General features: G+C 68.7%; 22 protein-coding genes. 11 read left to right on the forward strand and 11 right to left on the reverse strand.

Features of this window, described 5'->3' with window-relative positions; translation table 11 throughout:
* Positions 1-45: 45 nt before the first annotated feature.
* The 7 genes from lspA (at position 46) to OHA18_RS30960 (ending at position 8797) form a co-directional block, all read left to right on the forward strand.
* Positions 46-522 (forward strand): signal peptidase II, encoded by a 477-nt coding sequence (gene lspA, locus OHA18_RS30930; RefSeq protein WP_328998854.1) that lies wholly within the window; start codon positions 46-48, stop codon positions 520-522.
* Positions 523-554: 32 nt separating this feature from the next.
* Complete coding sequence (locus OHA18_RS30935) at positions 555-1460, forward strand: RluA family pseudouridine synthase (protein WP_329006174.1); 906 nt, start codon at positions 555-557, stop codon at positions 1458-1460.
* On the forward strand, positions 1457-2116 hold the full coding sequence (locus OHA18_RS30940; protein WP_328998855.1) for a DUF998 domain-containing protein: 660 nt from the start codon (positions 1457-1459) through the stop codon (positions 2114-2116). The genes OHA18_RS30935 and OHA18_RS30940 overlap by 4 nt, the downstream gene beginning before the upstream one ends.
* A 105-nt stretch (positions 2117-2221) precedes the next feature.
* Positions 2222-5770 carry a DNA polymerase III subunit alpha gene (dnaE, locus tag OHA18_RS30945; protein ID WP_328998856.1) on the forward strand — a complete coding sequence of 1183 codons (3549 nt, stop codon included), beginning with the start codon at positions 2222-2224 and terminating at the stop codon, positions 5768-5770.
* Positions 5771-5803: 33 nt separating this feature from the next.
* Positions 5804-6436 carry a hypothetical protein gene (locus OHA18_RS30950; RefSeq protein WP_328998857.1) on the forward strand — a complete coding sequence of 211 codons (633 nt, stop codon included), beginning with the start codon at positions 5804-5806 and terminating at the stop codon, positions 6434-6436.
* 48 nt (positions 6437-6484) lie between these two features.
* Positions 6485-8338 carry a DUF3352 domain-containing protein gene (locus tag OHA18_RS30955; RefSeq protein WP_328998858.1) on the forward strand — a complete coding sequence of 618 codons (1854 nt, stop codon included), beginning with the start codon at positions 6485-6487 and terminating at the stop codon, positions 8336-8338.
* A gap of 87 nt (positions 8339-8425) precedes the next feature.
* Positions 8426-8797, forward strand: a complete 372-nt coding sequence (locus OHA18_RS30960; protein ID WP_328998859.1) for a VOC family protein — start codon at positions 8426-8428, stop codon at positions 8795-8797.
* Here the strand turns inward: OHA18_RS30960 and OHA18_RS30965 are convergent, their stop codons facing one another.
* A complete protein-coding gene (locus OHA18_RS30965) occupies positions 8798-9553 on the reverse strand; it encodes an SDR family NAD(P)-dependent oxidoreductase (RefSeq protein ID WP_328998860.1) in 756 nt (251 codons plus the stop codon).
* Positions 9554-9568: 15 nt separating this feature from the next.
* Positions 9569-10288 (reverse strand): SDR family oxidoreductase, encoded by a 720-nt coding sequence (locus OHA18_RS30970; RefSeq protein WP_328998861.1) that lies wholly within the window; start codon positions 10286-10288, stop codon positions 9569-9571.
* A gap of 101 nt (positions 10289-10389) precedes the next feature.
* On the opposite strand from OHA18_RS30970, the gene OHA18_RS30975 reads away from it, so the two are divergent.
* Complete coding sequence (locus OHA18_RS30975; RefSeq protein WP_328998862.1) at positions 10390-11259, forward strand: LysR family transcriptional regulator; 870 nt, start codon at positions 10390-10392, stop codon at positions 11257-11259.
* A 267-nt stretch (positions 11260-11526) separates the two neighbouring features.
* Here OHA18_RS30975 and OHA18_RS30980 read toward each other — a convergent pair whose 3' ends face one another.
* The 5 genes from OHA18_RS30980 to OHA18_RS31000 form a co-directional block, all read right to left on the reverse strand.
* Positions 11527-11652 (reverse strand): hypothetical protein, encoded by a 126-nt coding sequence (locus OHA18_RS30980; protein ID WP_328998863.1) that lies wholly within the window; start codon positions 11650-11652, stop codon positions 11527-11529.
* 108 nt (positions 11653-11760) lie between these two features.
* On the reverse strand, positions 11761-12333 hold the full coding sequence (locus tag OHA18_RS30985) for a dihydrofolate reductase family protein (protein ID WP_328998864.1): 573 nt from the start codon (positions 12331-12333) through the stop codon (positions 11761-11763).
* Between the two features lie 64 nt (positions 12334-12397).
* Positions 12398-14233, reverse strand: coding sequence for a DNA helicase RecQ (gene recQ, locus OHA18_RS30990; RefSeq protein WP_328998865.1), 1836 nt, complete (start codon positions 14231-14233; stop codon positions 12398-12400).
* A gap of 59 nt (positions 14234-14292) precedes the next feature.
* On the reverse strand, positions 14293-14718 hold the full coding sequence (locus tag OHA18_RS30995) for a VOC family protein (RefSeq protein WP_328998866.1): 426 nt from the start codon (positions 14716-14718) through the stop codon (positions 14293-14295).
* Positions 14715-15557 (reverse strand): AraC family transcriptional regulator, encoded by an 843-nt coding sequence (locus tag OHA18_RS31000; RefSeq protein WP_328998867.1) that lies wholly within the window; start codon positions 15555-15557, stop codon positions 14715-14717. Before OHA18_RS31000 ends, OHA18_RS30995 begins: the two co-directional genes overlap by 4 nt.
* Before the next feature lie 122 nt (positions 15558-15679).
* Between OHA18_RS31000 and ilvD the strand changes: the two genes are divergently transcribed.
* Both ilvD and OHA18_RS31010 read left to right on the forward strand, forming a co-directional pair.
* Complete coding sequence (gene ilvD, locus OHA18_RS31005) at positions 15680-17530, forward strand: dihydroxy-acid dehydratase (protein WP_328998868.1); 1851 nt, start codon at positions 15680-15682, stop codon at positions 17528-17530.
* A gap of 8 nt (positions 17531-17538) precedes the next feature.
* Positions 17539-18306: a phosphotransferase gene (locus OHA18_RS31010; protein ID WP_328998869.1), complete on the forward strand. Its 768-nt coding sequence runs from the start codon at positions 17539-17541 to the stop codon at positions 18304-18306.
* Here the strand turns inward: OHA18_RS31010 and OHA18_RS31015 are convergent.
* From OHA18_RS31015 to OHA18_RS31030, 4 genes are all read right to left on the reverse strand, one after another.
* On the reverse strand, positions 18303-18605 hold the full coding sequence (locus tag OHA18_RS31015; protein ID WP_328998870.1) for a type II toxin-antitoxin system PemK/MazF family toxin: 303 nt from the start codon (positions 18603-18605) through the stop codon (positions 18303-18305). The two genes, OHA18_RS31010 and OHA18_RS31015, sit on opposite strands and share 4 nt — an antisense overlap.
* Positions 18605-18841: a ribbon-helix-helix domain-containing protein gene (locus tag OHA18_RS31020; RefSeq protein ID WP_328998871.1), complete on the reverse strand. Its 237-nt coding sequence runs from the start codon at positions 18839-18841 to the stop codon at positions 18605-18607. The genes OHA18_RS31015 and OHA18_RS31020 overlap by 1 nt, the downstream gene beginning before the upstream one ends.
* A 24-nt stretch (positions 18842-18865) precedes the next feature.
* Entirely contained in the window at positions 18866-19696 is an 831-nt protein-coding gene (locus OHA18_RS31025; RefSeq protein WP_328998872.1) for an SDR family NAD(P)-dependent oxidoreductase, read from the reverse strand.
* A gap of 85 nt (positions 19697-19781) precedes the next feature.
* Positions 19782-20453, reverse strand: coding sequence for an LON peptidase substrate-binding domain-containing protein (locus OHA18_RS31030; protein WP_328998873.1), 672 nt, complete (start codon positions 20451-20453; stop codon positions 19782-19784).
* 142 nt (positions 20454-20595) lie between these two features.
* Here OHA18_RS31030 and OHA18_RS31035 point away from each other — a divergent pair, with 142 nt between their 5' ends.
* Complete coding sequence (locus tag OHA18_RS31035) at positions 20596-23874, forward strand: S8 family serine peptidase (RefSeq protein WP_328998874.1); 3279 nt, start codon at positions 20596-20598, stop codon at positions 23872-23874.
* Positions 23875-23882 lie beyond the last annotated feature (8 nt).

The following is a 23882-nucleotide window of genomic DNA, read 5'->3' on the forward strand; positions in this document are numbered from 1 at the left end:
CCGTCGTCCCCACCGTCCCCACCGCCCGGCCGGTCCTGGAAATGGATGGGGCTGTTCGGTGGGGTCGGGCTTCTGATTCTGGTTCTCGACCAGATCACCAAGGCTTTGGCGCTGGCGCATCTGACGCCGGGGGAGCCGGTGAATGTGGTCGGCTCGCTGCTGAAGTTCAACCTGATCCGGAATCCGGGCGCCGCGTTCAGCCTTGGCACCGGTTACACGCCGTACATCTCTGCGGTCCAGATCATCGTCGCGATCGGCGTCATCTACCTGTCCCGGCGGCTCGGGTCGGCGGGCTGGGCGGTCGCGTTCGGCCTGCTGTTCGGCGGCGCGGTCGGGAACATCATCGACCGGATCTTCCGCGAGCCGTCGGCGTTCCACGGGCATGTGGTCGACTTCCTCCAGACACCGCACTGGGCGATCTTCAACGTCGCGGACATGGCCGTGACGTCGGCCGCCGTCCTGCTGGTGATCCAGACCCTGCGCGGGATCAAGCTCGACGGCACCCGGGAGCAGCGGCGGTGACATCTGGAACCTCAGGGACGTCCCGGACTGTGATGGTGCCGGACGGTCTCGCAGGCGAGCGGCTCGACGCGGCGCTGTCCCGGCTGTTCGGCGTGTCCCGGACCAAGGCCGCCGAGCTGATCGAGTCCGGCCTGGTCCAGGTCGACGGATCGCCGGCGCCGAAGTCGTCGCGGGTCGCGGCCGGCGTACTGCTCGATGTCGAGCTGCCGGCGCCGCCGACCGAGGTGACCGTCGTGCCGGAGACCGTGGACAACCTGCGGATCGTGTACGACGACGACGAGATCGTCGTGGTCGACAAGCCGGTCGGAGTCGCCGCCCACCCGTCGCCCGGCTGGACCGGCCCGACCGTGATCGGCCACCTGGCCGGCGCGGGTTTCAACATCTCGACGAGCGGCGCGGCCGAGCGCAAGGGCATCGTGCACCGGCTCGACGTCGGCACGTCCGGGCTGATGGTGGTCGCGAAGACGGAGTACGCCTACACCGTCCTCAAGCGCGCCTTCAAGGAGCGGACCGTCAAGAAGATCTACCACGCGCTGGTGCAGGGTCACCCCGACCCGTTCACCGGCACCGTGGACGCGCCGATCGACCGGCACCCGCACCACGACTACAAGTTCGGCGTGGTGGCCGGCGGCAAGCCGAGCGTGACCCACTACGAGACGCTCGAGGCGTTCCGGTACGCGACCCTCCTGGAGATCACCCTCGAGACCGGCCGCACCCACCAGATCCGCGTCCACATGTCCGCGATCGGCCACCCCTGCTGCGGCGACCTCACCTACGGCGCCGACCCCGCCCTCGCCGAACGCCTCGGCCTCACCCGCCAATGGCTGCACGCGATGCGCCTGGGCTTCACCCACCCCGGCACCGGCGAGTACGTCGAGTTCACCTCGGAGTACCCCGAAGACCTGGACCACGCCCTGGACCTGCTCGCCGACACATGAGCGGCCGCCGGGCTCCGAAAGCGCTGGCGATCGCGACCATCGCGGCGCAAGGAGTCTTCGTCGCCGGTACTGCGGTCGGCGGCCTGATCGAAGGACATGGGTACGACGCCGGCCGCCATGACATCAGTGATCTCGCAGCCCTCACGGCGCACCACGCCACCTTGGCCCGCCTCAGCCTCGGCATCGCGGGCGCCTTCACGATCGCGTTCGCACTCCTGCTGCTGCGGCCCGCTCTGCGCACCGCCGACGGCCGCGAATCCGTCGGCGCCTGGCTGGTCGCCTTCTCATTGGCCGGCTGGGACAACCTCAGCGACGCCTTCTTCCGGCTCGACTGCCGCGAGGCGGACCTCGGCTGTGTGTCGACCGCGTCCTTCGAGTCATGGCACGGCAAGGTGCACATCGCCTCGTACGTGATCGCGGGCGTGGCGACGGTAATCGCGCCGTTCCTGCTGTCCCGCCGGATGCGCACGATCGACGGCTGGCGGGATCTGGCCGGACCGACCCGGATCGCAGGCTTCGTCTTCCTGGCAGCGCTGGCCTTGACGGCGTTCACCGGTGGCACCGCGGTGCAGGGCTGGGTCCAGCGTTCCGCCCTCTTCCTGGTGTCGCTCTGCGTCGTACCACTCGCCGTCCGAGTGCTGCGACTGACCGGATAGCGGGCGGGTTGAGGACTCCCCGGAGAGCCCGTTCGGAAACTGTCCGAGGCGCGAACTAGGCTGCTCCAGTCACGCTCACCAACGCCCTGGGAGGTCTGCGCCGATATGGGGTCCAGCGACAGTTTCGTGCATCTTCATGTGCACACCGAGTACTCCATGCTGGACGGCGCCGCGCGGATCGACGAGTTGTTCAAGACAGCCCAGGAGATGGGTCAGCCGGCGATCGCGACGACCGACCACGGCTACGTGTTCGGGGCGTACGAGTTCTGGAAGACCGCGAAGAAGTACGACGTCAAGCCGATCATCGGCGTCGAGGCGTACCTGACGCCGCACACCCACCGCTCGGAGCGGAAGCGGGTCAAGTGGGGCGACGCGAACTCCGGCCGCGACGACGTCTCCGGCTCGGGTGCGTACACGCACATGACGCTGCTGGCGAAGAACACCTCCGGCATGCACAACCTGTTCAAGATGAGCTCGCTGGCCAGCCTCGAGGGCTACTACTTCAAGCCCCGGATGGACCGCGAGCTGCTGAACACCTACGGCCAGGGCCTGATCGCGACCACCGGCTGCCCGTCCGGCGAGGTGCAGACCCGGCTCCGCCTCGGGCAGTACAAGGAGGCCGTCGAGGCCGCCTCGGAGTTCCGCGACATCTTCGGCAAGGAGAACTTCTACTGCGAGCTGATGGACCACGGCCTCGGCATCGAGCGGGACATCCAGAAGGACCTGCTGAAGCTGGCCAAGGACCTCGGCCTGCCGCTGGTCGCGACCAACGACCTGCACTACACCAAGCCGGAGGACTCCCAGGCGCACGCCGCGCTGCTGTGCGTGCAGTCCGGCTCGACGCTGTCCGACCCGAACCGGTTCAAGTTCGACGCGAACGAGTTCTACGTCAAGACAGCCGCCGAGATGCGCGAGGTCTGGAAGGACTTCCCGGAGGCGTGTGACAACACGCTGCTGATCGCGGAGCAGTGCGACGTCAGCTTCACCGAGGGCGAGGGCCGGTTCATGCCGCGCTTCCCCTGCCCGGAGGGGGAGAACGAGGAGTCCTGGTTCGTCAAGCAGGTCGAGGTCGGGCTGCACGAGCGCTACCCGGGCGGGATCACCGACGAGATCCGCCAGCGGGCCGACTACGAGATCGAGATCGTCGTCTCCAAGGGGTACGCCGGCTACTTCCTGGTCGTCGCCGACTTCATCAACTGGGCCAAGAAGCAGGGCATCCGGGTCGGCCCCGGCCGTGGTTCCGGCGCCGGTTCGATCTGCGCCTACGCGATGCGGATCACCGACCTCGAGCCACTGCGTCACGGCCTGATCTTCGAGCGGTTCCTGAATCCCGAGCGGATGTCGATGCCCGACTTCGACATCGACTTCGACGACCGCCGCCGCCCGGAGGTGATCCGCTACGTCTCCGACAAGTACGGCGACGACCGGGTCGCGATGATCGTCACCTACGGCACGATCAAGGCCAAGCAGGCGATCAAGGACGCCGGCCGGGTGCTGGACTACCCGTTCGCGATGGGCGACCGGATCACCAAGGCGATGCCGCCGACCGTGATGGGCAAGGACGTCCCGCTGTCCGGCATCTTCGACCCGCAGCACAAGCGGTACTCCGAGGCCGGCGAGTTCCGCCAGCTGTACGAGGCCGACCAGGACGTCCGCAAGATCGTCGACACCGCCCGCGGCCTGGAGAACCTGAAGCGCCAGTGGGGTGTGCACGCGGCCGGCGTGATCATGTCCAGCGAGCCGCTGATCGACCTGATCCCGATCATGCGCCGCGAGCAGGACGGCCAGGTCATCACCCAGTTCGACTACCCGAGCTGCGAGACGCTGGGCCTGGTCAAGATGGACTTCCTGGGCCTGCGCAACCTGACGATCATGGACGACGCGGTCAAGAACATCGAGGTCGCGCACGGCATCACGATCGACCTCGACGCGCTGAGCCACAGTCTGGACGACGGTCCCACCTTCGAACTGCTCGGGCGCGGCGACACCCTGGGCGTTTTCCAGTTCGACGGCGGCCCGATGCGGGCGTTGCTGCGGCTGATGAAACCGGACAACTTCGAGGACATCTCCGCCGTCGGCGCGCTCTACCGGCCGGGCCCGATGGGCGCGAACTCACACACCAACTACGCGCTGCGGAAGAATGGCCAGCAGGAGATCAGCTACCTGCACCCGGAGCTGGAAGAGGCGCTGAAGCCGATCCTGGGCCCGACCTACGGGCTGATCGTCTATCAGGAGCAGGTGCTGAAGATCGCCCAGGAGCTCGCGGGCTACAGCCTGGGCAAGGCGGACCTGCTCCGCAAGGCGATGGGCAAGAAGAAGAAGGAAGTCCTCGACGCCGAGTACGTCGGGTTCGAGGGCGGCATGAAGGACAACGGGTTCAGCGCCGCCTCGATCAAGGCGCTGTGGGACGTCCTGGTCCCGTTCTCCGACTACGCGTTCAACAAGGCGCACTCCGCGGCGTACGGTCTGGTCTCCTACTGGACGGCGTACCTGAAGGCGAACTACCCGGCGGAGTACATGGCCGCTGTTCTGACGTCCGTGAAGGACGACAAGGACAAGATGGCCATCTACCTGAACGAGTGCCGCCGGATGGGCATCAAGGTGCTGCCGCCGGACGTCAACGAGTCGGACTCGAACTTCACCCCGGTCGGCACCGACATCCGCTTCGGCCTGTCCGCGATCCGCAACGTCGGTGTGAACGTGGTCGCCGAGATCGTCGCGGCCCGCGAGGAGAAGGGCCGGTTCACCGACTTCGTCGACTTCATCGACAAGGTGTCGCTGCCGGTCTGCAACAAGCGCGTGATCGAGTCGCTGGCCAAGGCGGGTTCGTTCGACTCGATGAACCACGCCCGGCGCGCGGTCGTCGCCGTCCACGAGCAGGCCGTCGACGAAGCCATCGACCTCAAGCGGAACGAAGCGCACGGACAGTTCGACCTGTTCTCGATGGGGGACGACGAGGCCGACGAGGGCGAGGGCAACAGCCGCCTGACCGTCACCGTTCCGGAGATCGAGGAGTGGGACAAGGCCACCAAGCTCGCGCACGAGCGCGACATGCTGGGGCTGTACGTGTCCGACCACCCGCTGTTCGGGGTCGAGCACGTGCTCACCAACGGCAGCGACTGCACGATCGGTCAGCTGCTCGCCGACGAGGACCGCCCGGACGGCAGCCGGGTGACGATCGGCGGCCTGGTGACCGCGGTGCAGCGAAAGGTGAACAAGCGGGGCGACATCTACGCGATCGTCACCATCGAGGACCTGGAAGGTTCGATCGAGGTGATGATGTTCTCCTCGGCGTACCAGCTGCACGCGCACCTGCTCACCAACGACGCGATCATCCTGATGAAGGGCCGGGTCCGCCGCCGCGAGGACCGGCTCGAGCTGAGCGGTGACGAGGTCGTGGTTCCGGACCTGACCGAGGGTCCGAGCGGGCCGGTGGTGATCACGATGGCGGCCAACCGGTGTACACCGCCGGTGGTCACGCAGCTCCGGGACGTGCTGAAGTCGCATCCGGGGATGACCGAGGTCCAGCTGAAGCTCCAGGCCCGGCAGAAGACCGAGATCTGGCGGATCGCGGACCAGTACCGGGTCACCCCGACCTCGGCGCTGATGGCCGACCTGAAGGCGCTCCTCGGCCCCTCCTGCCTGGCCAGCTGACCGGCGTTGGAACCGATGCGGCACACTGTCGACGTGAGTCAACCGGAGTCGTCACAGCCTTCTTCGCCGTACGTCGCACGGCCGTCGAGCAATCCGTTCGGTGCGCCCCCGGAGGTGGAGCGTCCGCTGCCGTGGGCGAAGGCCGTGCTGGTGACGGTGGCGGTGTTCCTGGTTGCCGGTGTGGTCGCCGGGTGGGCGTGGCAGCAGTTCTCGCCGCTCGCGCAGTACACCGTGGACGAGCAGGGCGGCGCGCTCGGCGAGGAGCAGATGACCCGGATCTTCGGGCCGGACGGGACGTTCACCGCGATCGGATTCCTCACGGCGCTGGTGCTCGGCGGGGCGCTGTTCTGGTGGCTGCGCAACTACGGTCCGTGGTCCGTGGCGATCGTTGCCCTCGGCGCCTGCTTGGGGTCCGGCATCTGCTGGGGCGTCGGCATGCTGCTCGGGCACGACGCGATCGAGCCGCGGCTGCGGGCCGCGCGGCCAGGTGACCTGGTGGCGGCTCCGCTCGAGTTGCACACCTGGACCCCGGTGGCCGCCTGGCTGGTCGGCGCCGCGCTGGCCTGCGCCGTCATCGCCGCCACGACCTGGCGCGCGGACCCGGTCGCCCCGGTTGCAACCAGTTCGCAACCTCCTGCGTCAGACCCTGCGCCACCGGTCCACTAACCTTTGCAGGTCCGGCGGGTGAGGCCACCGGAGCCAGCGAGGGAGCTTATGTCCGACCAGAACCAACCCCCCAACCCGCAGTACCCAGGCGCCGGCGGTCCGCAGTACGGTCCGCCGCAAGGCCAGCACCCGGGGCAGCACCCAGGCCAGAACCAGTGGCCGCAGCAGGGCCGGCCACCGGCTCCGCAGCAGGGTCAGCCGTACCAGGGTCAGCCGCAGTACGGCCGGCCGCCGCAGGGTCAGCAGCCCGGTCCGCAAGGGCAGCAGCCGCAGTACGGGCAGCAGCCGGGGCCGCAGGGGTACCCGCAGCAGCCGATGCACCGGCAGCAGGGCCAGCAGTACGGCGGGCCCCAGCAGGGCGGGCCGCAGCACGGTCAGCCGGGGCAGGAGTCGTACGAGCAGATGCACATCGGCGGTCAGCCGCCGCAAGGGCCGGGGTACAGCGCTCAGCAGTGGCAGCCGGAGCCGAAGAAGAAGCGCGGCAAGCTGATCCCGATCGTCGCCGCACTCGCGCTGGTGCTGGTCGTGGCCGGCGGCGGAATCTTTGCCTACGGCAAGCTTGCCGGCGGCAAGCAGCCGGCCGACGTGCTGCCGGGTACGGCGGTGGCGTACGCCCGGGTCGACCTGAACCCGTCCGCCGGCCAGAAGGTGGCCGCGATCCGGTTCATGATGAAGTTCCCGTCGGTGAAGGACAAGCTCGGCCTCACCGGTGACAAGGACGACCTGCGGCAGAAGCTGTTCGACCAGATCAAGAAGTCCTCCGGCGACGACCTCGCGAATGTCGACTACGACAAGGACATCAAGCCGTGGCTCGGCGACCGGGCCGGCATCGCCGCGCTCCCGCCCGCCGACGGCAAGCGCGAGCCGGTCGTGGTGGTCGCGGTCCAGGTGAAGAACCAGGACGCCGCGAACAAGGGCATGGACAAGCTGCTGGCGAACGAGGACAAGAAGCCCGGCCGCGCGTTCAGCAACGGGTACATGCTGCTGTCCGACGACCAGGCGACCGTCGACTCGGCCGTCGCCACCGCCAAGGACAACCCGCTGACCAAGAACGCCAAGTTCAGCGCCGACATGGACAAGCTCGGCGAGCAGGGCTTCCTGTCCGGCTGGGCGGACGTGAAGGGGATCGCCTCGATCACCGGCAAGGTCGACTCCGGTCAGATCGCCGGCCTCGGCGACGCCACGACGGCGGTCGCGCTGCGGTTCGACGCGTCGTACGTCGAGCTGAAGGGGATCGGCCAGGGCGACAAGAGCATCAAGGTGAACTCGGCGGCCGACGCCGGCGACCTGGTCTCGAAGCTGCCCGACAGCACGGCCGGCGCGATCGCGATCTCCGGCGGCGACAACCTGATCGACACCGCGTGGCAGCAGGTGCAGAAGGCGGGCGGCGAGAACCTCAAGCCGATGCTCGACCGGATCACCGAGGAGACCGGCCTGACGCTGCCGGACGACCTGAAGAGCCTGGCCGGCAAGAACCTCGCCGTCGCGATGGACAAGGACACCGCGGACGGCCCGAAGATCGCGGCCCGGATGGAGACCGACCCGGCGAAGGCCGAGCCGGTGGTGCAGAAGCTGACCACGCTGCTGCACGAGCGTTCGTCGGCCAACATCCCGATCGAGACCGCGAAGGACGACGACACGTTGGTGGTCTCGACCAGCAAGGACTACGCCGAGCAGGTGCTGAAGGGCGGCAACCTCGGCCAGACCGACAACTTCAAGCAGGCGCTGCCCGACACCAAGGGCGCCGTGATGATCGGGTACGTCGACTTCGCGTCGGTGGGTGCGGTCAGCCAGCGTTTCGCCGACGACAAGGACCTCGCCGCACTCCGCTCGGCCGGCATCGTCACCCGCTCGACCGGTGACGGCCAGGCCGAATTCAGCCTGCGGGTCGTCGCGAAGTAAGAGTCTCGGCCGGGTGATGTCGAAAAGCCCGGAGTGGTTTCTACCTCCTGAGTGAACGCACCCTTTCACTCAGGAGGTAGAACCACGATGAATCACATCAGCGAGATCCGGACCGTCGGCGTACCGGTCACCGACCAGGACCAGGCAGTGGCGTTCTACACCGGGACGCTGGGGTTCGAGGTATTGATGGATGCCCCGCTGCCGCAGTTCGGCGGTCGCTGGCTCGTCGTGGCGCCGGCGGGCTCGTCCGCGAGCATCGCGCTCGTCCCGGCGTCGGAGGGCAACCCGGCCGGGGTCGACACCGGGATCCGGATGGGCAGCCCCGACGCCAAGGCCGCCCACCAGCACTTCCTCGACGCCGGCGTCGACACCGACGAGCTGCTCGAGTGGCCCGGCGTACCGCCGATGTTCAGCCTGCGCGATCAGGACGGGAATCGGCTGTACATCTCCCAGACCTGATCAGAGCCGCACCCCGGTCAGCGAGGCGCAGGCCTCCAGAAACCCGTCTTGCGCCTCGCGATCCGAAGCCACCGGATGAGTCCGATGCGACCGCCGGTGGTAGTAGTACCCACCACTTCCGGTATCCGCCCCGGTCGCCAGCCACACCTGCGTCGGGTGAGCCTGGCCGAGATCTCCGGGCGCACCCCGACCGCCCATTTTCGTCGGCACCCATCCGGGGTCGACGGCGTTCGACTGGACGTCCGGCCAGAGCCGAGCCACGGCGAAGGTCAGGAGCACGTCGTGCAGCTTGGAGTCGGAGTACGCCTGCGCGCCACGCCACCGCCGCCGTACCCATTGCAGGTCGTCCAGCATCAGCTCGCCGCCGAGGTGCATCCCGGAGCTGAGGTAGATCAGGCGGTCCGGGCGGTCGATCAACGCGGTCAGCAGGTACGGCACGAGCGCGTTGATCGCGAACACGTGCTCCAACCCGTCGACCGTCTCGATCCGGGCCTCCTGGTAGCCGACTGCTGCGTTGTGTACGACGACATCGAAGCGGCCGGACTCGTTCGCCTGCCGGGCCAGGTCCTTGGTCTCGTCGATGCTCGCCAGGTCACCGACGAGGGCCGCGGCCGCTCCGGGCACAGCCTGAAGGGCGTCGCGTGCACGCTGCTCGTTGCGGGCGTGCAGCACGACCTCATGTCCTTGCGCGACCAGCTCTTGCGCGACCAGCTGCCCGAGGCCGTCCGCCGAACCGGTGATCAGAGTGCGTGTCACGCGTCCTACTCTGCCTCAGACCAGGACATGGCCGCCGTCGACGGTCACGATGGTGCCGGTCGCGTAGCCCTGGTTCATCAGATAGACGTACGCCGCCGCGATGTCCGTGACCTCACCGACCCGCCCGACCGGGAGCAGCCGCGACGTCTCGTCGTACAGCGTCTCCTGGTCCTCGACGGACATGTTCGACCACAGCGGCGAGCGGACCACGCCTGGCTTGACCGCGTTGACGCGCAGCGGGGCCAACTCCACAGCGAGTGCGCGGACCAGCGAGTCGACCGCTCCGCAGATGCTGGCCGCCACCGACCAGCCCGGGCTCGGACGGTCGCCGGCGGCGCCGGTCGTGAGGACGACGGAGCCACCCGGGCGGATCTTGGACGCGGCGGCGCCGACCGCACCTAGGGCGCCGAAGTAGCGGAGCTCGAACGCCTTGCGGGCCCGGGCGAGGTCGATCGACGCGACCTCGAGCAGCGCGAGCGACTCACCCGCGGTGTAGACGAGGTGGTCGAACGGGTCGAGGCCGTCGAAGAACGCCTTGACCGCCGCGGTGCCGGTGAGGTCGATCGCCTCGCCGGACGCGGTCGCGGGCAGTACGTCCAGTGCGCGTTTCACCGACTCGGGGTTGCTGGAGGCAACGATCACGGTAGCGCCCTGGGCCGCGGCGAGTTGAGCGGTGGCGAGGCCGATTCCCGACGTACCGCCGAGGACGACCACGCGCTGGTTCTGCAGAGTCACGGCAAAGCCTTTCGTGGGTGGGGGATTCCCTTCCACGATGCGGCCGCCGGGCCGCCGCCGTCCAAGACCTGTTCCGGCCGCTGTAATACCCTGAAGGTATTATGGACCTCGATCTCCGCAAGCTCCGGTACTTCGTGGCCGTCGCCGAGGAACTGCACTTCGGCCGCGCGGCGGAGCGGCTGCACATCGCGCAGCCGGTGCTGTCGCGGCAGATCCGGGCGCTCGAGGACGAGGTGCGGGCCCAGCTGTTCGTTCGGACGAAGCGCGCCACCGAGCTGACCCCGGCCGGACGGCAACTGCTCGACGACGCGCGGCCACTGCTGTCGTCGGCGGATGCGACCCGCCGGCGGGTGGCTCAGGCGGCGCGAGGATCGAAGACGTTCACGATCGGCTTCATGCCGGGTCTCACCGTGACCGAGGCGGTCCGGGCGTTCGGCGCGAGCCACCCCGACATCGAGGTGGAGCTGATCCGGACCACCTGGAACGACCAGGTCGACGTACTGCACGACGGCCGGGTCGATGTGAGCATCGTCCGGCTGCCGATCGACCAAGCCGGGCTGACCGTGCGCCCGCTGTTCGAGGAGCCGCGGGTCGCGATGCTCCCGTCCGATCACCGGCTGGCCGGCAAGCCGGTCATCGACATCACCGATCTCGCCGACGAGCACCTGCTGCAGGACCCGGACGCCGTACCGGAATGGCGCGACATCGCCCTCGAGCTCCGGACCCGCACCGCGAAGCCGATCCCCGTGCTGCGCAGCGTCGAGGAGAAGCTCGAACACGTCGCCACCGGCCGCGGCATCTCGATCATCCCGCTGTCCGTCGCCACCTTCTATCAACGCTCCGACGTCGTCGCGGTCCCGGTCAACGACCTCGCCCCGAACACCGTCTGCCTGGCCTGGGTCTCCTCCCGCCGCTCCCGCCTCATCCACGACTTCGCCGCCTTGACACCAAAGGTGGCCTGGACGCCTTAGCCGTTGGGGAGTTCGGGGGCATGATCGAGCGGTGAGGTGGAGCGCGATCGCCCTGCTGGTGATGGCGTTGGTGGGGTGCTGTGGTGGGGGAGATGTACCGGCACCCGCGCCGGACACACCTGCGTCCGCAGCCTCCTTCCCGGACCCGGGAACGCGAACCCTCGAGCCAGCGAAAGCCAAAGCGCTGCAGGACGTTCTCGCGAAGATCGTCGCGTTCCCCGACAGCCCGTCGGGTTCACGCGGGGCTACCGCGGCGGTGGTCACGGATCAGTGGAGCTGGTCAGGTGCGGCCGGGACGGACATCCGCGGTACGGCGCTGACGCCGGCGACCAGTATGGGGGTCGCGAGCATCACGAAGACGTTCGTCGCGGCGGAGGTGATGCTCCTGGCCAAGGCCGGCGAAGAAGCTCTCGGTCGCGCTGCTCTTTGCCGACGGCACCAGGGATGTCGACCGCGCAATGGGCGAGCTGACGAAAGCCCTGCAACCCTTACTGGGGTGAATCAGCGGCGGACGCGGTAGCGGATGTGGGTTGCTTGCGGCGTGTCGATGACGCGGACGATGTCGAGCTCGATGCGTTCTGGCAGTACGTCGAACAGTCGCAGCCCGCCGCCGAAGAGCACCGGCACCTGGTCGATCTGCAACTCGTCGAGCACCCCGGCCGCCAGCGCCTTCTGTGCGGTGACCGCGCCGTGCACCAGCACGTCCTTGTCGCCGGCCGCAGCCTTCGCCTGGGCCATTGCGTTCTCGATGTCGTTCACGAAGGTGACCGACTCGTACTTCGAGGTCGCGGCCGGATCGTTGCTGAGGACGAACAGGGGTACGCCGTGATGAGCGCCGCCGTAGTAGTCGACCTGTTCCGCCGTACGACGACCGACCACCACGGCACCGGTCGCCATCAACTCGTCGTAGATCACGCCGGCCTCGCCCGCGGGCCGGCCGACCTCGCCGTCGGCGTCGAGGTACCACTCGTGCAGCCGCATGAAGTCGTCGCCACCCGGGTTCCCCGGTCGGTCGTTCGGGCCGGCGATGTAGCCGTCGGCGGACATCGACATCAACAACACCGATGAGGACATGAACGTTCAACCTGGCTCTGGCGGGGCGTGGTCGATCCGTGCTCCTGCCTTCGCGTCGAAGAGCTCAGTCCGAATTCGACAGGGCTTCCAGAACTCCGTCGCCGTACTTGGCCAGCTTGTTTTCGCCGATGCCGCTGATCTTTCCCAGCTCGGCCAAGGACGTCGGCAGGTCGATGGCGATCTGCCGCAGCGTCGCGTCGTGGAAGATGACGTACGCCGGGACGCCCTGCTCCTTCGCCACCGCGCCCCGCCAGGCACGCAGCCGCTCGAAGACCGGCGCCGCCTCCGGTGGCAGGTCGGCCGCCGCCTTCTTCCCGCCCGACGACCTGGACGAGGAGCGGACCCGCTCGGGCTCGCGACGCATCATCACCTCACGCCGCCGGCCGAGCACCTCGGCGCTCTCCTCGGTCAGCACGAGCGTGCCGTAATCACCTTCGACCGCGAGCAGCCGCAGAGCCAGCAACTGCCGGACCACTCCGCGCCACTCGGTGTCCTTCAACTCGGTGCCGATCCCGAACACCGTCAGCTCCTCGTGCCGGAACTGCTTGACCTTCTCGGTCTCCTTGCCGAGGAGGATGTCGACCAGCTGCCCGGCGCCGAACTTCTGCCCGCGCTCGTGCTGCAGCCGATACACCGTCGACAACAGCTTCTGCGCCGCGATCGTCCCGTCCCATGACTCGGGCGGAGTCAGACACGTGTCGCAGTTCCCACACGAGTCGCCGTGCTGACCGAAGTACGCGAGCAACTGCGACCGTCTGCACTGCACGGTCTCGCACAACCCGAGCATCGCGTCGAGATGCGAACTCAGCCGGCGTCGATGCGCGAGGTCGCCCTCGGACGTGTCGATCATCTTCCGCTGCTGTACGACGTCCTGCAGCCCGTACGCCAGCCAGGCGGTCGACGGCAATCCGTCCCGCCCGGCGCGACCGGTCTCCTGGTAATACCCCTCGACCGACTTGGGCAGGTCGAGATGCGCGACGAACCGGACGTCGGGCTTGTCGATCCCCATCCCGAACGCGATCGTCGCGACCACGACCAGCCCATCCTCGCGGAGGAAGCGCGACTGGTTCTCGGCGCGGGTCCGGCTGTCCAGACCGGCGTGGTACGGCACGGCTTCGATCCCGTTCTGCGTCAGGAAGGCCGCGGTCTTCTCGACGCTGTTGCGGGACAGGCAGTAGACGATGCCCGCGTCGCCGGCGTGCTCGGTGCGCAGCAGGTCGAGCAGCTGCCGCTGCGGGTTGTCCTTCGGGACGATCCGGTACTGGATGTTCGGCCGGTCGAAGCTCGCGACGAAGTGCTTGGCCTCGGACAGGTTCAGCCGGGTCGCGATCTCCTTGTGCGTCGCCTCGGTCGCAGTCGCGGTCAACGCGATCCGCGGTACGTCGGGCCAGCGCTCGTGCAACTCGGACAGCATCAGGTAGTCGGGGCGGAAGTCATGCCCCCACTGGGACACACAGTGCGCCTCGTCGATCGCGAACAACGCGATCTTGCCCTGGTCGAGCAGCCGCACGGTCGCGTCGACCCGCAGCCGCTCGGGCGCGAGGTACAGAAGATCCAGCTCGCCGGCCAGGAACGCCTGCTCGACCTCACGGCGCTGATCGAAGTCCTGCGTGGAGTTGAGGAATCCGGCTCGCACACCGAGGGCGGTGAGCGCGTCGACCTGGTCCTGCATCAGCGCGATCAGCGGCGAGATCACCACGCCGACACCGGACCGGACCAGCGCCGGGATCTGGTAGCACAGCGACTTGCCGCCACCGGTCGGCATCAGCACCAACGCGTCGCCGCCCGCGACCACGGTGTCGATGATCTCGGCCTGCTGACCGCGAAAGGCGTCGTAGCCGAAGACGCGCCGCAGGATCTGCAGGGCTTCGGAATCAGGCAGTGCCGTTGTCTCGCTCACCCCGGCGAGTCTAATGAGATCGACCGACAGATGCCGACCCGATCGCCTCAGCCTGCGGATTACTTGGCGATTTCACCGGCGTAGGTGCCGATGCTCCACAGATTGCCCTCGGGATCGCGCACGGTGAAGCCGCGCGATCCGTAGTCGGTGTCCTCCAGACCGCGGACGACGACCGCGCCGGCGCCGATCGCACGACCGATCAGGCTGTCGGGATCGGCGTGGACCAGATAGACCGACTGGGTCAGCTGAGCCAGCGCAGTGAACTCGTCGGGCTCCGCCTTGGCGTCGCTGGACCCCAGCATGATGCCGCCACCCGTCGGCCAGGACAGCTCGGCGTGGGCGATCGAACCCTCGGCGACGCCCGGGTACGACGCGATGACGGTGAAGCCGAGGCCTTCGGTGAGGAACTTCAACGCGGCCTGTCCGTCGCGGTAGTGCAGCCCGGGCCACACTCCGATCACATTGTTTTCAGTCACAGTGTTCATACCTTCGAGACTGCCGCCTCGGCGTGGACGAAGTCTTGAAGGTTTGGGAGTTCCTCGGTCATCCACTGCCGTGGCGAGCAGCCGGCGATCGCCTGGAACTCGCGGGTCAGATGGGCCTGATCGGCGTACCCAGCCTCGGCCGACAGATCGGCCAGCCGGGTCGTCGGATGCCGGCGCAGGTGGCCGGTGACGCGCTCGAAGCGCAGCACCCGGGCGGCGACCTTCGGTGGCAGGCCGAGCTCCGACGTGAAGCGGTCGGTGAGATGCCGCCGGCTCCAGCCGACCTCGGTCGCCAGCTGCTGGATGCCGATCGCACCGCGTGACGCGCACAGGCGTTGCCAGGCCCAGGTCACCTCCGGCCGGGCCGTGCCCGCGTTGCGTTGGCCGAGCTGCCGCAGCAACAGGCCCTCGATCAGGTCGAACCGCGTCGCCCAGCTCGGATCCTCCCGCAGTTGCTCGGTCAGCTCGCGAGCCGTCCTACCGAACAGCTCGTCCAAGCCGACCACGATCGACGCCAGCCGACCTGGTGGCAGGCCGAGGAGCTCTCGGGCGGCCGGGGGAGTGAGCGAGATCTGTACGCCGGCGCGGCTGGCGGTCTCGCCGATGTGCACTGCGGTGGAGTGCAGCCCGCCGGCGAGGGCGTCGTACTTCTCCACCGGGCTACCCGGCCACGCGACGCCGAGCGGCTCGTCGAGCGTGATCACCAGGGTCATGAACCGGGACGGCAGGCCGCGGTGCAGCTCCATCGGATCCCCGTACGACGCATAGCCGACGAGGTCGCCGACGAACGGGCGCAGGGCAGGGTGCACCGGTCGCGTGTGGTGCTCCATCCCTGCCATGAACACAGGCTAGATCCAGGCCCGGACAGAATCACCCACTCCACGATCCGGGACCCGCGTACCGCCATCCGGACGAGCGTGGCAACATCAGAGGGGTCGTTCTACTGCGAGGAGATGTCGTCGTGCCTGCTCTGAGGTCCCGTACTGTCACCCACGGCCGCAACATGGCGGGCGCCCGCGCGCTCATGCAGGCCTCCGGGGTAGCCCGCGAGGACTTCGGCAAGCCGATCATCGCGGTCGCGAACAGCTTCACCGAGTTCGTCCCCGGCCACACCCACCTGGCGCCGGTCGGCCGGATCGTCTCCGAGGCCATCCACGCGGCCGGCGGCATCGCCCGCGAGTTCAACACGATCGCCGTCGACGACGGGATCGCGATGGGTCACGGCGGCATGCTCTACAGCCTGCCGTCGCGGGACCTGATCGCCGACTCGGTCGAGTACATGGTCGAGGCGCACTGCGCGGACGCGCTGGTCTGCATCTCGAACTGCGACAAGATCACCCCCGGCATGCTGAACGCGGCGCTCCGGCTGAACATCCCGACCGTGTTCGTCTCCGGCGGCCCGATGGAGGCCGGCCGGGCCACGCTGGTCGACGGCACCGTCCGCAAGCTCGACCTGATCGACGCGATGTCCGAGGCCGTCAACGAGAACGTCTCCGACGCCGACATCCTGCGGATCGAGGAGAACGCCTGCCCGACCTGCGGTTCGTGCTCCGGCATGTTCACCGCGAACTCGATGAACTGCCTGACCGAGGCGATCGGCCTCTCGCTGCCGGGCAACGGGTCCGTCCTGGCGACCCACACCGCCCGCCGCGCGCTGTACGAGAAGGCCGGAGAGACCGTCGTACAGATCACCAAGCGGTACTACGACAACGACGACGCCACCGTGCTGCCGCGGAACATCGCGACCAAGGAGGCCTTCGGAAACGCGATGGCACTCGACATCGCGATGGGCGGATCGACGAACACGATCCTGCACCTGCTCGCGGCCGCGCAGGAGGCCGAGGTCGGCTTCGACCTCGACGACATCAACGCGGTCTCCCGCCGAGTGCCGTGCCTGGCCAAGGTCGCGCCGAACGTCGCGCCAGGCGGGACGTACTACATGGAGGACGTGCACCGCGCCGGCGGCATCCCGGCCATCCTCGGCGAGCTGCACCGCGCCGGCCTGCTGAACGAGAACATCCACACCGTGCACAGCGACTCGATCGACGACTGGCTGAAGACCTGGGACGTGCGCGGCGGTTCACCGTCGCCCGAGGCCGTCGAGCTGTGGCACGCGGCGCCGGGCTGCAAGCGGTCCGCGACCGCCTTCTCGCAGTCGGAGCGCTGGGAGACCCTCGACACCGACGCGGCCGGCGGGTGCATCCGCGATCTCGAGCACGCGTACTCCACGGACGGCGGACTCGCCGTACTGAAGGGCAACCTCGCTGTCGACGGCTGTGTCGTGAAGACGGCCGGAGTGGACGAGTCGATCTGGACCTTCCAGGGTCCTGCGGTGGTGTGCGAGTCGCAGGAGGAGGCCGTCGAGAAGATCCTGGCCAAGCAGGTCCAGCCGGGTGACGTCGTGGTGATCCGCTACGAAGGCCCGAAGGGCGGGCCGGGCATGCAGGAGATGCTGTACCCGACGTCGTTCCTCAAGGGCCGCGGCCTCGGCAAGGTGTGCGCGCTGGTCACCGACGGCCGCTTCTCCGGTGGTACGTCGGGACTCTCGATCGGGCATGCCTCGCCCGAGGCGGCGTCCGGCGGCACGATCGCCCTGGTCCAGGACGGCGACCAGATCCGCATCGACATCCCTGGTCGCTCGATCGAGCTGCTGGTCGACGAGACCGAGCTGACCGCCCGCCGCGAAGCCCTCGGCGGTGTCTACGTGCCGAAGAACCGCGAGCGCAAGGTCTCCGCCGCGCTCCGGGCGTACGCCGCGATGGCCACCAGCGCCGACCGCGGCGCCGTCCGGGACGTCTCCAAGCTCGGCTAGAGCTCGACGTGGACGAGGATGCCCTGTCCGGCGGACGGTTCGCGAAGCCGGTCCGCCAGGGAGACACGGTGCAACGCTGGAGAGGTACTGCGAACACACACGCGCTGCTCCGCCACTTCGAGCGGATCGGATTCGACCTGGCACCGCGACTGGTCGGAGCGGGCGGCGCGACGGAGACGCTGTCGTACCTGCCGGGCAGCACCGGCTATCCGCCGTTGACCGCTGCCCTCCGCTCGGACCAGGCGCTCGCGAGTGTGGCGCGGGCGATCCGCCGGCTGCATGACGCGACCGAGGGTTTCGAGCCGGTCGAGCCCGGCGAGTGGCACAGCCTGGAAGTCGCGGCGCCGGTGCGGATCGACTGCATCGGGCACCACGATCTGGCGCCGTGGAACGTGGTGTTCGACGGCGCGGAGGTGACCGGGATCATCGACTGGGACACGATCGGCCCCTCGAACCGCCGATGGGATCTCGCCTATGCGGCGCACCAGTTCGTGCCGTTCCACCCGCCCGCCTCGCTCGAGCCGTTCGGCTGGGCGGAGGAGCCGGACCGGGCCGGACGGCTGCGGCTGTTCTGCGCGTCGTACGGTCTCGGCGTCGAGCCCGCCGAGTTGGTGGATCTGATCGGGATCAGGCTGCTGTCGTTCGCCGCACACATCGAGCAGCAGGTGCGCGCCGGTGATCCGGCGTTCGACGTCCATCGGGACGAGGACCATGCTGCCGGGTACCGGGCGGCCGCGGCCTACGTGCTGGCGAACCGCGCGGTGCTGCTCGGTTAGAGCTCGAGGTCGAACGCCAGGTTGATCGCCTCGGCGAGGAGGGGCTCCTGGTCGGGGTGGAGGTGGCCGATCAGGCGGCCGAGCTGGGCCTTGGGGATGGTCTGGATGTTGTCGCAGGAGATCGCGCTCGGGTGATCCAGGCCGTTGTCCGGGCCGACCAGTACTTCGGTCGACAGGCCGCGGATCGTGCTGGTGATCGGCGCGACCGTGACGTTGGTGAGGCGTGGGCGGATCAGGTCGCGGGTCAGCACGACGACCGGTCGCGGTTTGTCGAGCCGGGCAATGTGGAGCGCACGCATCAGTCGAGATCGCTGAGGACGGTGCCGGAGGCCGCGGTGGCGAGGCCGTCCAGGTCGTCGTACCCGCCGTGCTCGGTCAGGATCGCGAGGTCGCGGGCAGCCAGCTCGCGGCGGCGCTCACGCTCCATCGCCCGGGCGACCACGGACGCCCGGCTGGTCGCCTTGTCGGTGGCGACGAGCTCGTCCATGAAATCGACCAGGTCGTCCGGCAGCCTGACCGTGATCTGTTTGCTCATACCACGACCATACCGCGATGGGATTCATTTCGGTAGCGTCGTCTGCCGCTCCAGCGTCTCCCACAGGCGTGCGGCGGCGGCCGGATCCTGGGCGGCGGGGGACGGGTCGCTACGGCGTTCGCGGGAGTAGTACAGGCCGGTCTCGTCGGCGACGTCCGGTGAGGTGGCCAGCCAGACGAGGGTCTCGGCGCCCTGTTCCGGAGTGCGGGCGAACGGTTTGGTCATCGCCATCATGAGTTTCATCAAGCGGCCGTTGTTGTGGTTGAACCCGGTCGCGACCAGCCCCGGCTCGAACGTGTACGTGTGGATCAACGGCACTCGCCGGGCGAGTTCTCCGCTGAGCAGGATCAGCGCCAGCTTCGTCTCGCCGTACCGCCGCAGCGAGCCGCCGGTCAGCTTGGCCGACGCCGAGAAGTACCGCTCACCAGTCAGGTCGTCGAAGTCGATCCGCTTCGCCTTCTCGTGCTCGTCCGACGCCGTGCCGATCACCCGGGCGTGGGGGGAGAGCTGGCCGGCGAGCAGGGTCGTGATCAGGTACGGCGCGACGACGTTCAACGCCCAGGTCAGCTCGATACCGTCCGCCGACAGCTGATGACTGCCGTACATCGCGCCGGCGTTGTTCACCAGCACATCGATCGCCGGCGCCCGTCCCCGAACGTCCCGCACCATCTCCCGGATCGAGGCCTGCGACGTCAGATCCGCCTGAAAGACGTCGGCCCCACCCAGCTCGGCCGCAACCCGCTCCGCCTTCCCCCCATCCCGAGCCACCAACCCAACCCGAGCCCCCCGCTGAACCAACCCCCGAGCCCCCGCCAACCCGATCCCGTTGGTCCCACCCGTAATCAACACATACATCGCCCCGGCTCCTCCCTCAGCACACCCGCCCGCAGTCTAGGTACGCGAACGGCGGGCCGGCTTCAGTTGGACATGCTTCGAAGCGTCAGTTGGGGGAGAGGGTGGACCAGGCGATCAGGTCGAAGGCGGGGAGGGAGGGGAGGGCGGCGATGGCGGCGAGTTCGCTGTCGATGAGGCCTACCAGTTGGGCCAGGCGGGTGGTGACGTCGGTGGCCTCGAGGAGTTTCTGGCGGTCGGGGGTCATCAGCTTCATCGCGGCGGACATCAGGTACGAGAGCGTGCCGGGGTCGTCGGGCAGTTCGCCGATGTGCAGGCCGGGGCGGCTGATCTCGCTCACTGCCTCGGCGTACTTCCGGAACCGCTTGACCGCGACCATCGCCGTACCCAACGGGTCGTCGCCGAGCTCGTCGTCCAGCCACTCCACATCCGCGACCAGGTAGTCGCCGGTGCCGTCGAGCTCCGCGACCTTGAACCGCCGGTTCCCGGTCAGCGTCACCTCGACCGGCCCGTCGTCGTCCGCGTCCAGCGTGATCTCGGAGATCGTGGCCGCGCAGCCGGTCCCGTACAACGACCGGAACACCCGCTCGCCCAGCTCGTACCCGTCCCGCACGGCGAGCGCCCCGCACACCAGTTCGCCACCGTTCTCGACCAGGTCGCGGACCACCGCACGGCCCTGGACATCGGTCACCGGGATCGGGAGCACCAGACCGGGGAAGATCACCGTGTCGACAGTGAGCAACGGCAGGCGGGAGTCCATACCAACGAGCCTAGTGGACGCACGTCGGGACCACGTTCGGTGACGGCGCCGGTACGGCGAGGATTCGAGCCGCCGGACCTACAGCGATCCGCGCACTCGCGCGTCCTCCAGGTTGACGAAAGTCACGACCTGGGAGGAACGAATGCACAACCGACGACAATCGCTGGTCCGGACCGGCGTACTGGTGGGTGCCCTGCTCGCCGGGCCGGCCGGATCGCCGCCCGCGCAGGCCGGACCAGCAGCGGAGGTGAGCCGGCCGTCGCCGAAGGCAACCAAGGCGTCCGCGCTGCCACCAGGCCAGGTGACGCTGCTGACCGGCGACCGCGTCACGATCGGCCGGAACGGCGACGTACAGATCACGCCCGGGGCCGGGCGGAAGGTGCAGTTCGAGCAGCGGACCGGCAAGGACCAGCTGTATGTGATCCCGTCCGATGTGGCGCGGGACGTCGCGAGCGGCAAGCTGGACCGGGCGCTCTTCGACGTCGCCGGGCAGATCCGGCAGGGCCTGGACGACAGCAAGACGAAGGAAGTCCCGCTGATCGTCACCTACCGCCAGAACGCGAAGACGAGGGCGCTCGCCGGTGCCTCGGTGACCCGGCAGCTCGCTGCGGTCAACGGGTCCGCCGTCAAGGTCGGCAAGGCAAGCACGAGGACCTTCCTCAAGCAGCTCACGAGCAGCGTCGAGAAGGTCTGGCTCGATCGCAAGCTGCAGCCGACCCTGGACCAGTCCGTGCCGCAGATCGGTGCGCCGGTCGCCTGGCAGGCCGGCTACACCGGTGCCGGCGTACCGGTAGCGGTGGTCGACAGCGGTATCGACGCGAACCATCCCGACCTCAAGGCTGCGCTGGCCGGTGAGCGGAACTTCAGCCAGGACCCCGACGGCGACCAGCTCGGTCACGGCACTCATGTGGCGAGCATCATCGCCGGCAGCGCCGCCGCGTCCGCCGGCAAGTACAAGGGTGTTGCCCCCGGCGCCAAGCTGTACGACGCCAAGGTCTGCGAGCTGAGCGGATGCTCGGAGTCCAGCATGATCGCCGGGATGGAATGGGCCGCCACCGAGGTCAAGGCGAAGGTCGTCAACGTCAGCATCGGCGGCGGTGACTCCCCGGAGATCGATCCGGTGGAAGAGGCCGTCAATCGCCTCACCGAACAGACCGGCGCGCTCTTCGTCATCGCCGCAGGCAACTCGGGAGAGTACGGCGCGCAGACCATCGAGTCACCGGGCAGCGCGGACGCCGCTCTCGCGGTCGGCGCCGTCGACAAGCAGGACCGCCTGGCCGGTTTCTCCAGTCGCGGACCGCGGCTCGACGGTGCGGTGAAGCCGGACCTGACCGCACCCGGGGTCGGGATCGTGGCCGCCCGCGCCAAGGACGGCCGGATCGGGACACCGGTCGACGAGTACTACACGTCGCTGGACGGTACGTCGATGGCGACGCCGCACGTCACGGGCTCGGCCGCGATCCTGGCTCAGCAGCACCCGGACTGGACCGCGCCGAAGCTGAAGGCACAACTCGCGGCCACCGCGCGGCAGGTCGACGGACAGTCCACCTTCGAGCAGGGCAACGGCCGCGTCGACGTGGCGAACGCGATCTCCGCGACAGTCGTGCCGGAGACGAACTCGCTGTCGTTCGGTACGGCGTCCTTCCCGCACGACGACGACCAGCCGGTCACCAAGACGCTCAGCTACCGCAACGACGGCAAGGACCCGGTCGAGCTGAGCCTGAGCGCAACCCTCCAGGACCCGCAGGGCAACCCGGCACCGGCAGGCGCAGTACATCTCGGAGCCAGCACGCTGACCGTCCCCACAGGTGGTACGGCGGAGGTCCCGGTGACGCTTGCCACCGACAACTCCGGCCCGAACGGCTACTACAGCGGTCGCGTGATCGCCTCCACCGGAGGCCGGTCCGTCAGCACCACGTTGGCGATCTACAAGGAGACTGAGCACTACACGCTGACGATCAAGGTCGTCGGCCCGGACGGGATGCCGGCGCCGGACGCGTACAGCCTGGCCTTCACCCGGGGCGACTGGCCGACCGAGCTTGAAGACCCGAGTGGGACGGCCAAAGTGCGGCTGCCCAAGGACGACTACATGCTGAGCACCGCACTCGAGGTCGCACGTAGGGGTCGTGAGCCGGTCGTCTACCGGATGGTCCAGCCGATGCTGCACCTGACCGGCGACACCACGGTCGTCATGGATGCGCGGCTCGCCCGGCCCATCCAGGTCTCGGTACCGCGACCGGACGCCGCACTGGTCGTCGGAGCGGCCGGACTGACGATGCCGGACGACTGGGCCTTCGGCCTGCGGTACGGCTTCGACGACCCGATGGCCGTGCTGACCGCCCAGGTCGGGCCACCGGCGGACGGCGTCTCCGGTGACCTGAGCACCACCTGGGCCCGGCAGAACGCGGACGGGACGTTCGACAACTCGCCGTACGTCTTCACTCAGCTCGACAAGCTGGCGGGCCGGTTCCCGACCGGGGTACGGCGGACGCTCGATCCGGCGAAGATGGCCCGGGTCGACCAGACCTTCAACGCCACCTCCGGCCGCGGAGGCCTGGTCAGTTCGAGTTGGGGGTACGGGTTCGCGGACCTGATCGCCTACGACCTGCCGGCGAAGCGGCAGCTGTTCCACGATCCGGCGCCCGACGGCACCCAGCGCAGCCAGGTCACTACCACGATGTCCGAGTTCGAGGCCGGGGCTCCGGACGTCCCGGTCACGAGTGTCGGCCGGACAGCAGCGCCGTACCAGGCCGGACGGCAATACCGGGAGAGCTTCAACGTCGCTGCCTTCGCTCCCGCGCCCGGGCAGGCGTTCCGCGACGCCGATGTCCTCGGGATCATCGTGTCTCCGCTCACCGACGCCGGTGGCGGTTGGGGAGGAAACGGCGTCGCGGCAGATGCGCAGAGCACCAAGCTGTACCGCGACGGCGTCCTGATCGCCGACTACGACGATCGCTTCGGCTGGGCCAACCCCCTCGATCTGCCCGTTGAGCCGGCCACCTACAAGCTGGTGAGCTCGGTCGACCGGCACTCGGTGTCCCGGTTCAGCACCAAGGTCGACTACTCCTGGACGTTCCGGTCCGCGGCCACCAGCGCCCAGGTCCTGCTGCCCGCTCTCGGCGTGCGGTACCAACCGGTGGTCAACGACCACAACCTGACTCCGCGGACGCCGGTCGTCTCGGTGCCGGTCGTGATCGACCACCAGGTGGGTACGTCGCTCCCGCAGATCGACAGCTTCACCGTCGAGTACGCGGCAGGAGGGGATTGGAAGCCCGTCAAGCTGGTCCGCCGGGCGGCCGGTCGGTACGTCGCCCAGTTCCCGGCGCCGGCCGGGGATTCGGTGTCGCTGCGAGCCAAGGTTGTCGACGGGGACGGCAACCAGACCGAGCAGACCGTGACGGACGCGATCCGCTTCGGCTGACCGCCACG

This window comes from Kribbella sp. NBC_00709 (assembly GCF_036226565.1).
Classification (GTDB): domain Bacteria; phylum Actinomycetota; class Actinomycetes; order Propionibacteriales; family Kribbellaceae; genus Kribbella.

What these genes read in the sequence shown, in the direction of transcription:
- lspA (WP_328998854.1), top strand. Translation starts at nt 46, where the DNA reads ATGGGGCTGTTCGGTGGGGTCGGGCTTCTGATTCTGGTTCTCGACCAG.
- OHA18_RS30935 (WP_329006174.1), top strand. Translation starts at nt 555, where the DNA reads ATGGTGCCGGACGGTCTCGCAGGCGAGCGGCTCGACGCGGCGCTGTCC.
- OHA18_RS30940 (WP_328998855.1), top strand. Translation starts at nt 1,457, where the DNA reads ATGAGCGGCCGCCGGGCTCCGAAAGCGCTGGCGATCGCGACCATCGCG.
- dnaE (WP_328998856.1), top strand. Translation starts at nt 2,222, where the DNA reads ATGGGGTCCAGCGACAGTTTCGTGCATCTTCATGTGCACACCGAGTAC.
- OHA18_RS30955 (WP_328998858.1), top strand. Translation starts at nt 6,485, where the DNA reads ATGTCCGACCAGAACCAACCCCCCAACCCGCAGTACCCAGGCGCCGGC.
- OHA18_RS30960 (WP_328998859.1), top strand. Translation starts at nt 8,426, where the DNA reads ATGAATCACATCAGCGAGATCCGGACCGTCGGCGTACCGGTCACCGAC.
- OHA18_RS30975 (WP_328998862.1), top strand. Translation starts at nt 10,390, where the DNA reads ATGGACCTCGATCTCCGCAAGCTCCGGTACTTCGTGGCCGTCGCCGAG.
- OHA18_RS30985 (WP_328998864.1), bottom strand. Translation starts at nt 12,333, where the DNA reads ATGTCCTCATCGGTGTTGTTGATGTCGATGTCCGCCGACGGCTACATC.
- OHA18_RS30995 (WP_328998866.1), bottom strand. Translation starts at nt 14,718, where the DNA reads ATGAACACTGTGACTGAAAACAATGTGATCGGAGTGTGGCCCGGGCTG.
- OHA18_RS31000 (WP_328998867.1), bottom strand. Translation starts at nt 15,557, where the DNA reads ATGGCAGGGATGGAGCACCACACGCGACCGGTGCACCCTGCCCTGCGC.
- OHA18_RS31015 (WP_328998870.1), bottom strand. Translation starts at nt 18,605, where the DNA reads ATGCGTGCGCTCCACATTGCCCGGCTCGACAAACCGCGACCGGTCGTC.
- OHA18_RS31020 (WP_328998871.1), bottom strand. Translation starts at nt 18,841, where the DNA reads ATGAGCAAACAGATCACGGTCAGGCTGCCGGACGACCTGGTCGATTTC.
- OHA18_RS31025 (WP_328998872.1), bottom strand. Translation starts at nt 19,696, where the DNA reads ATGTATGTGTTGATTACGGGTGGGACCAACGGGATCGGGTTGGCGGGG.
- OHA18_RS31030 (WP_328998873.1), bottom strand. Translation starts at nt 20,453, where the DNA reads ATGGACTCCCGCCTGCCGTTGCTCACTGTCGACACGGTGATCTTCCCC.
- OHA18_RS31035 (WP_328998874.1), top strand. Translation starts at nt 20,596, where the DNA reads ATGCACAACCGACGACAATCGCTGGTCCGGACCGGCGTACTGGTGGGT.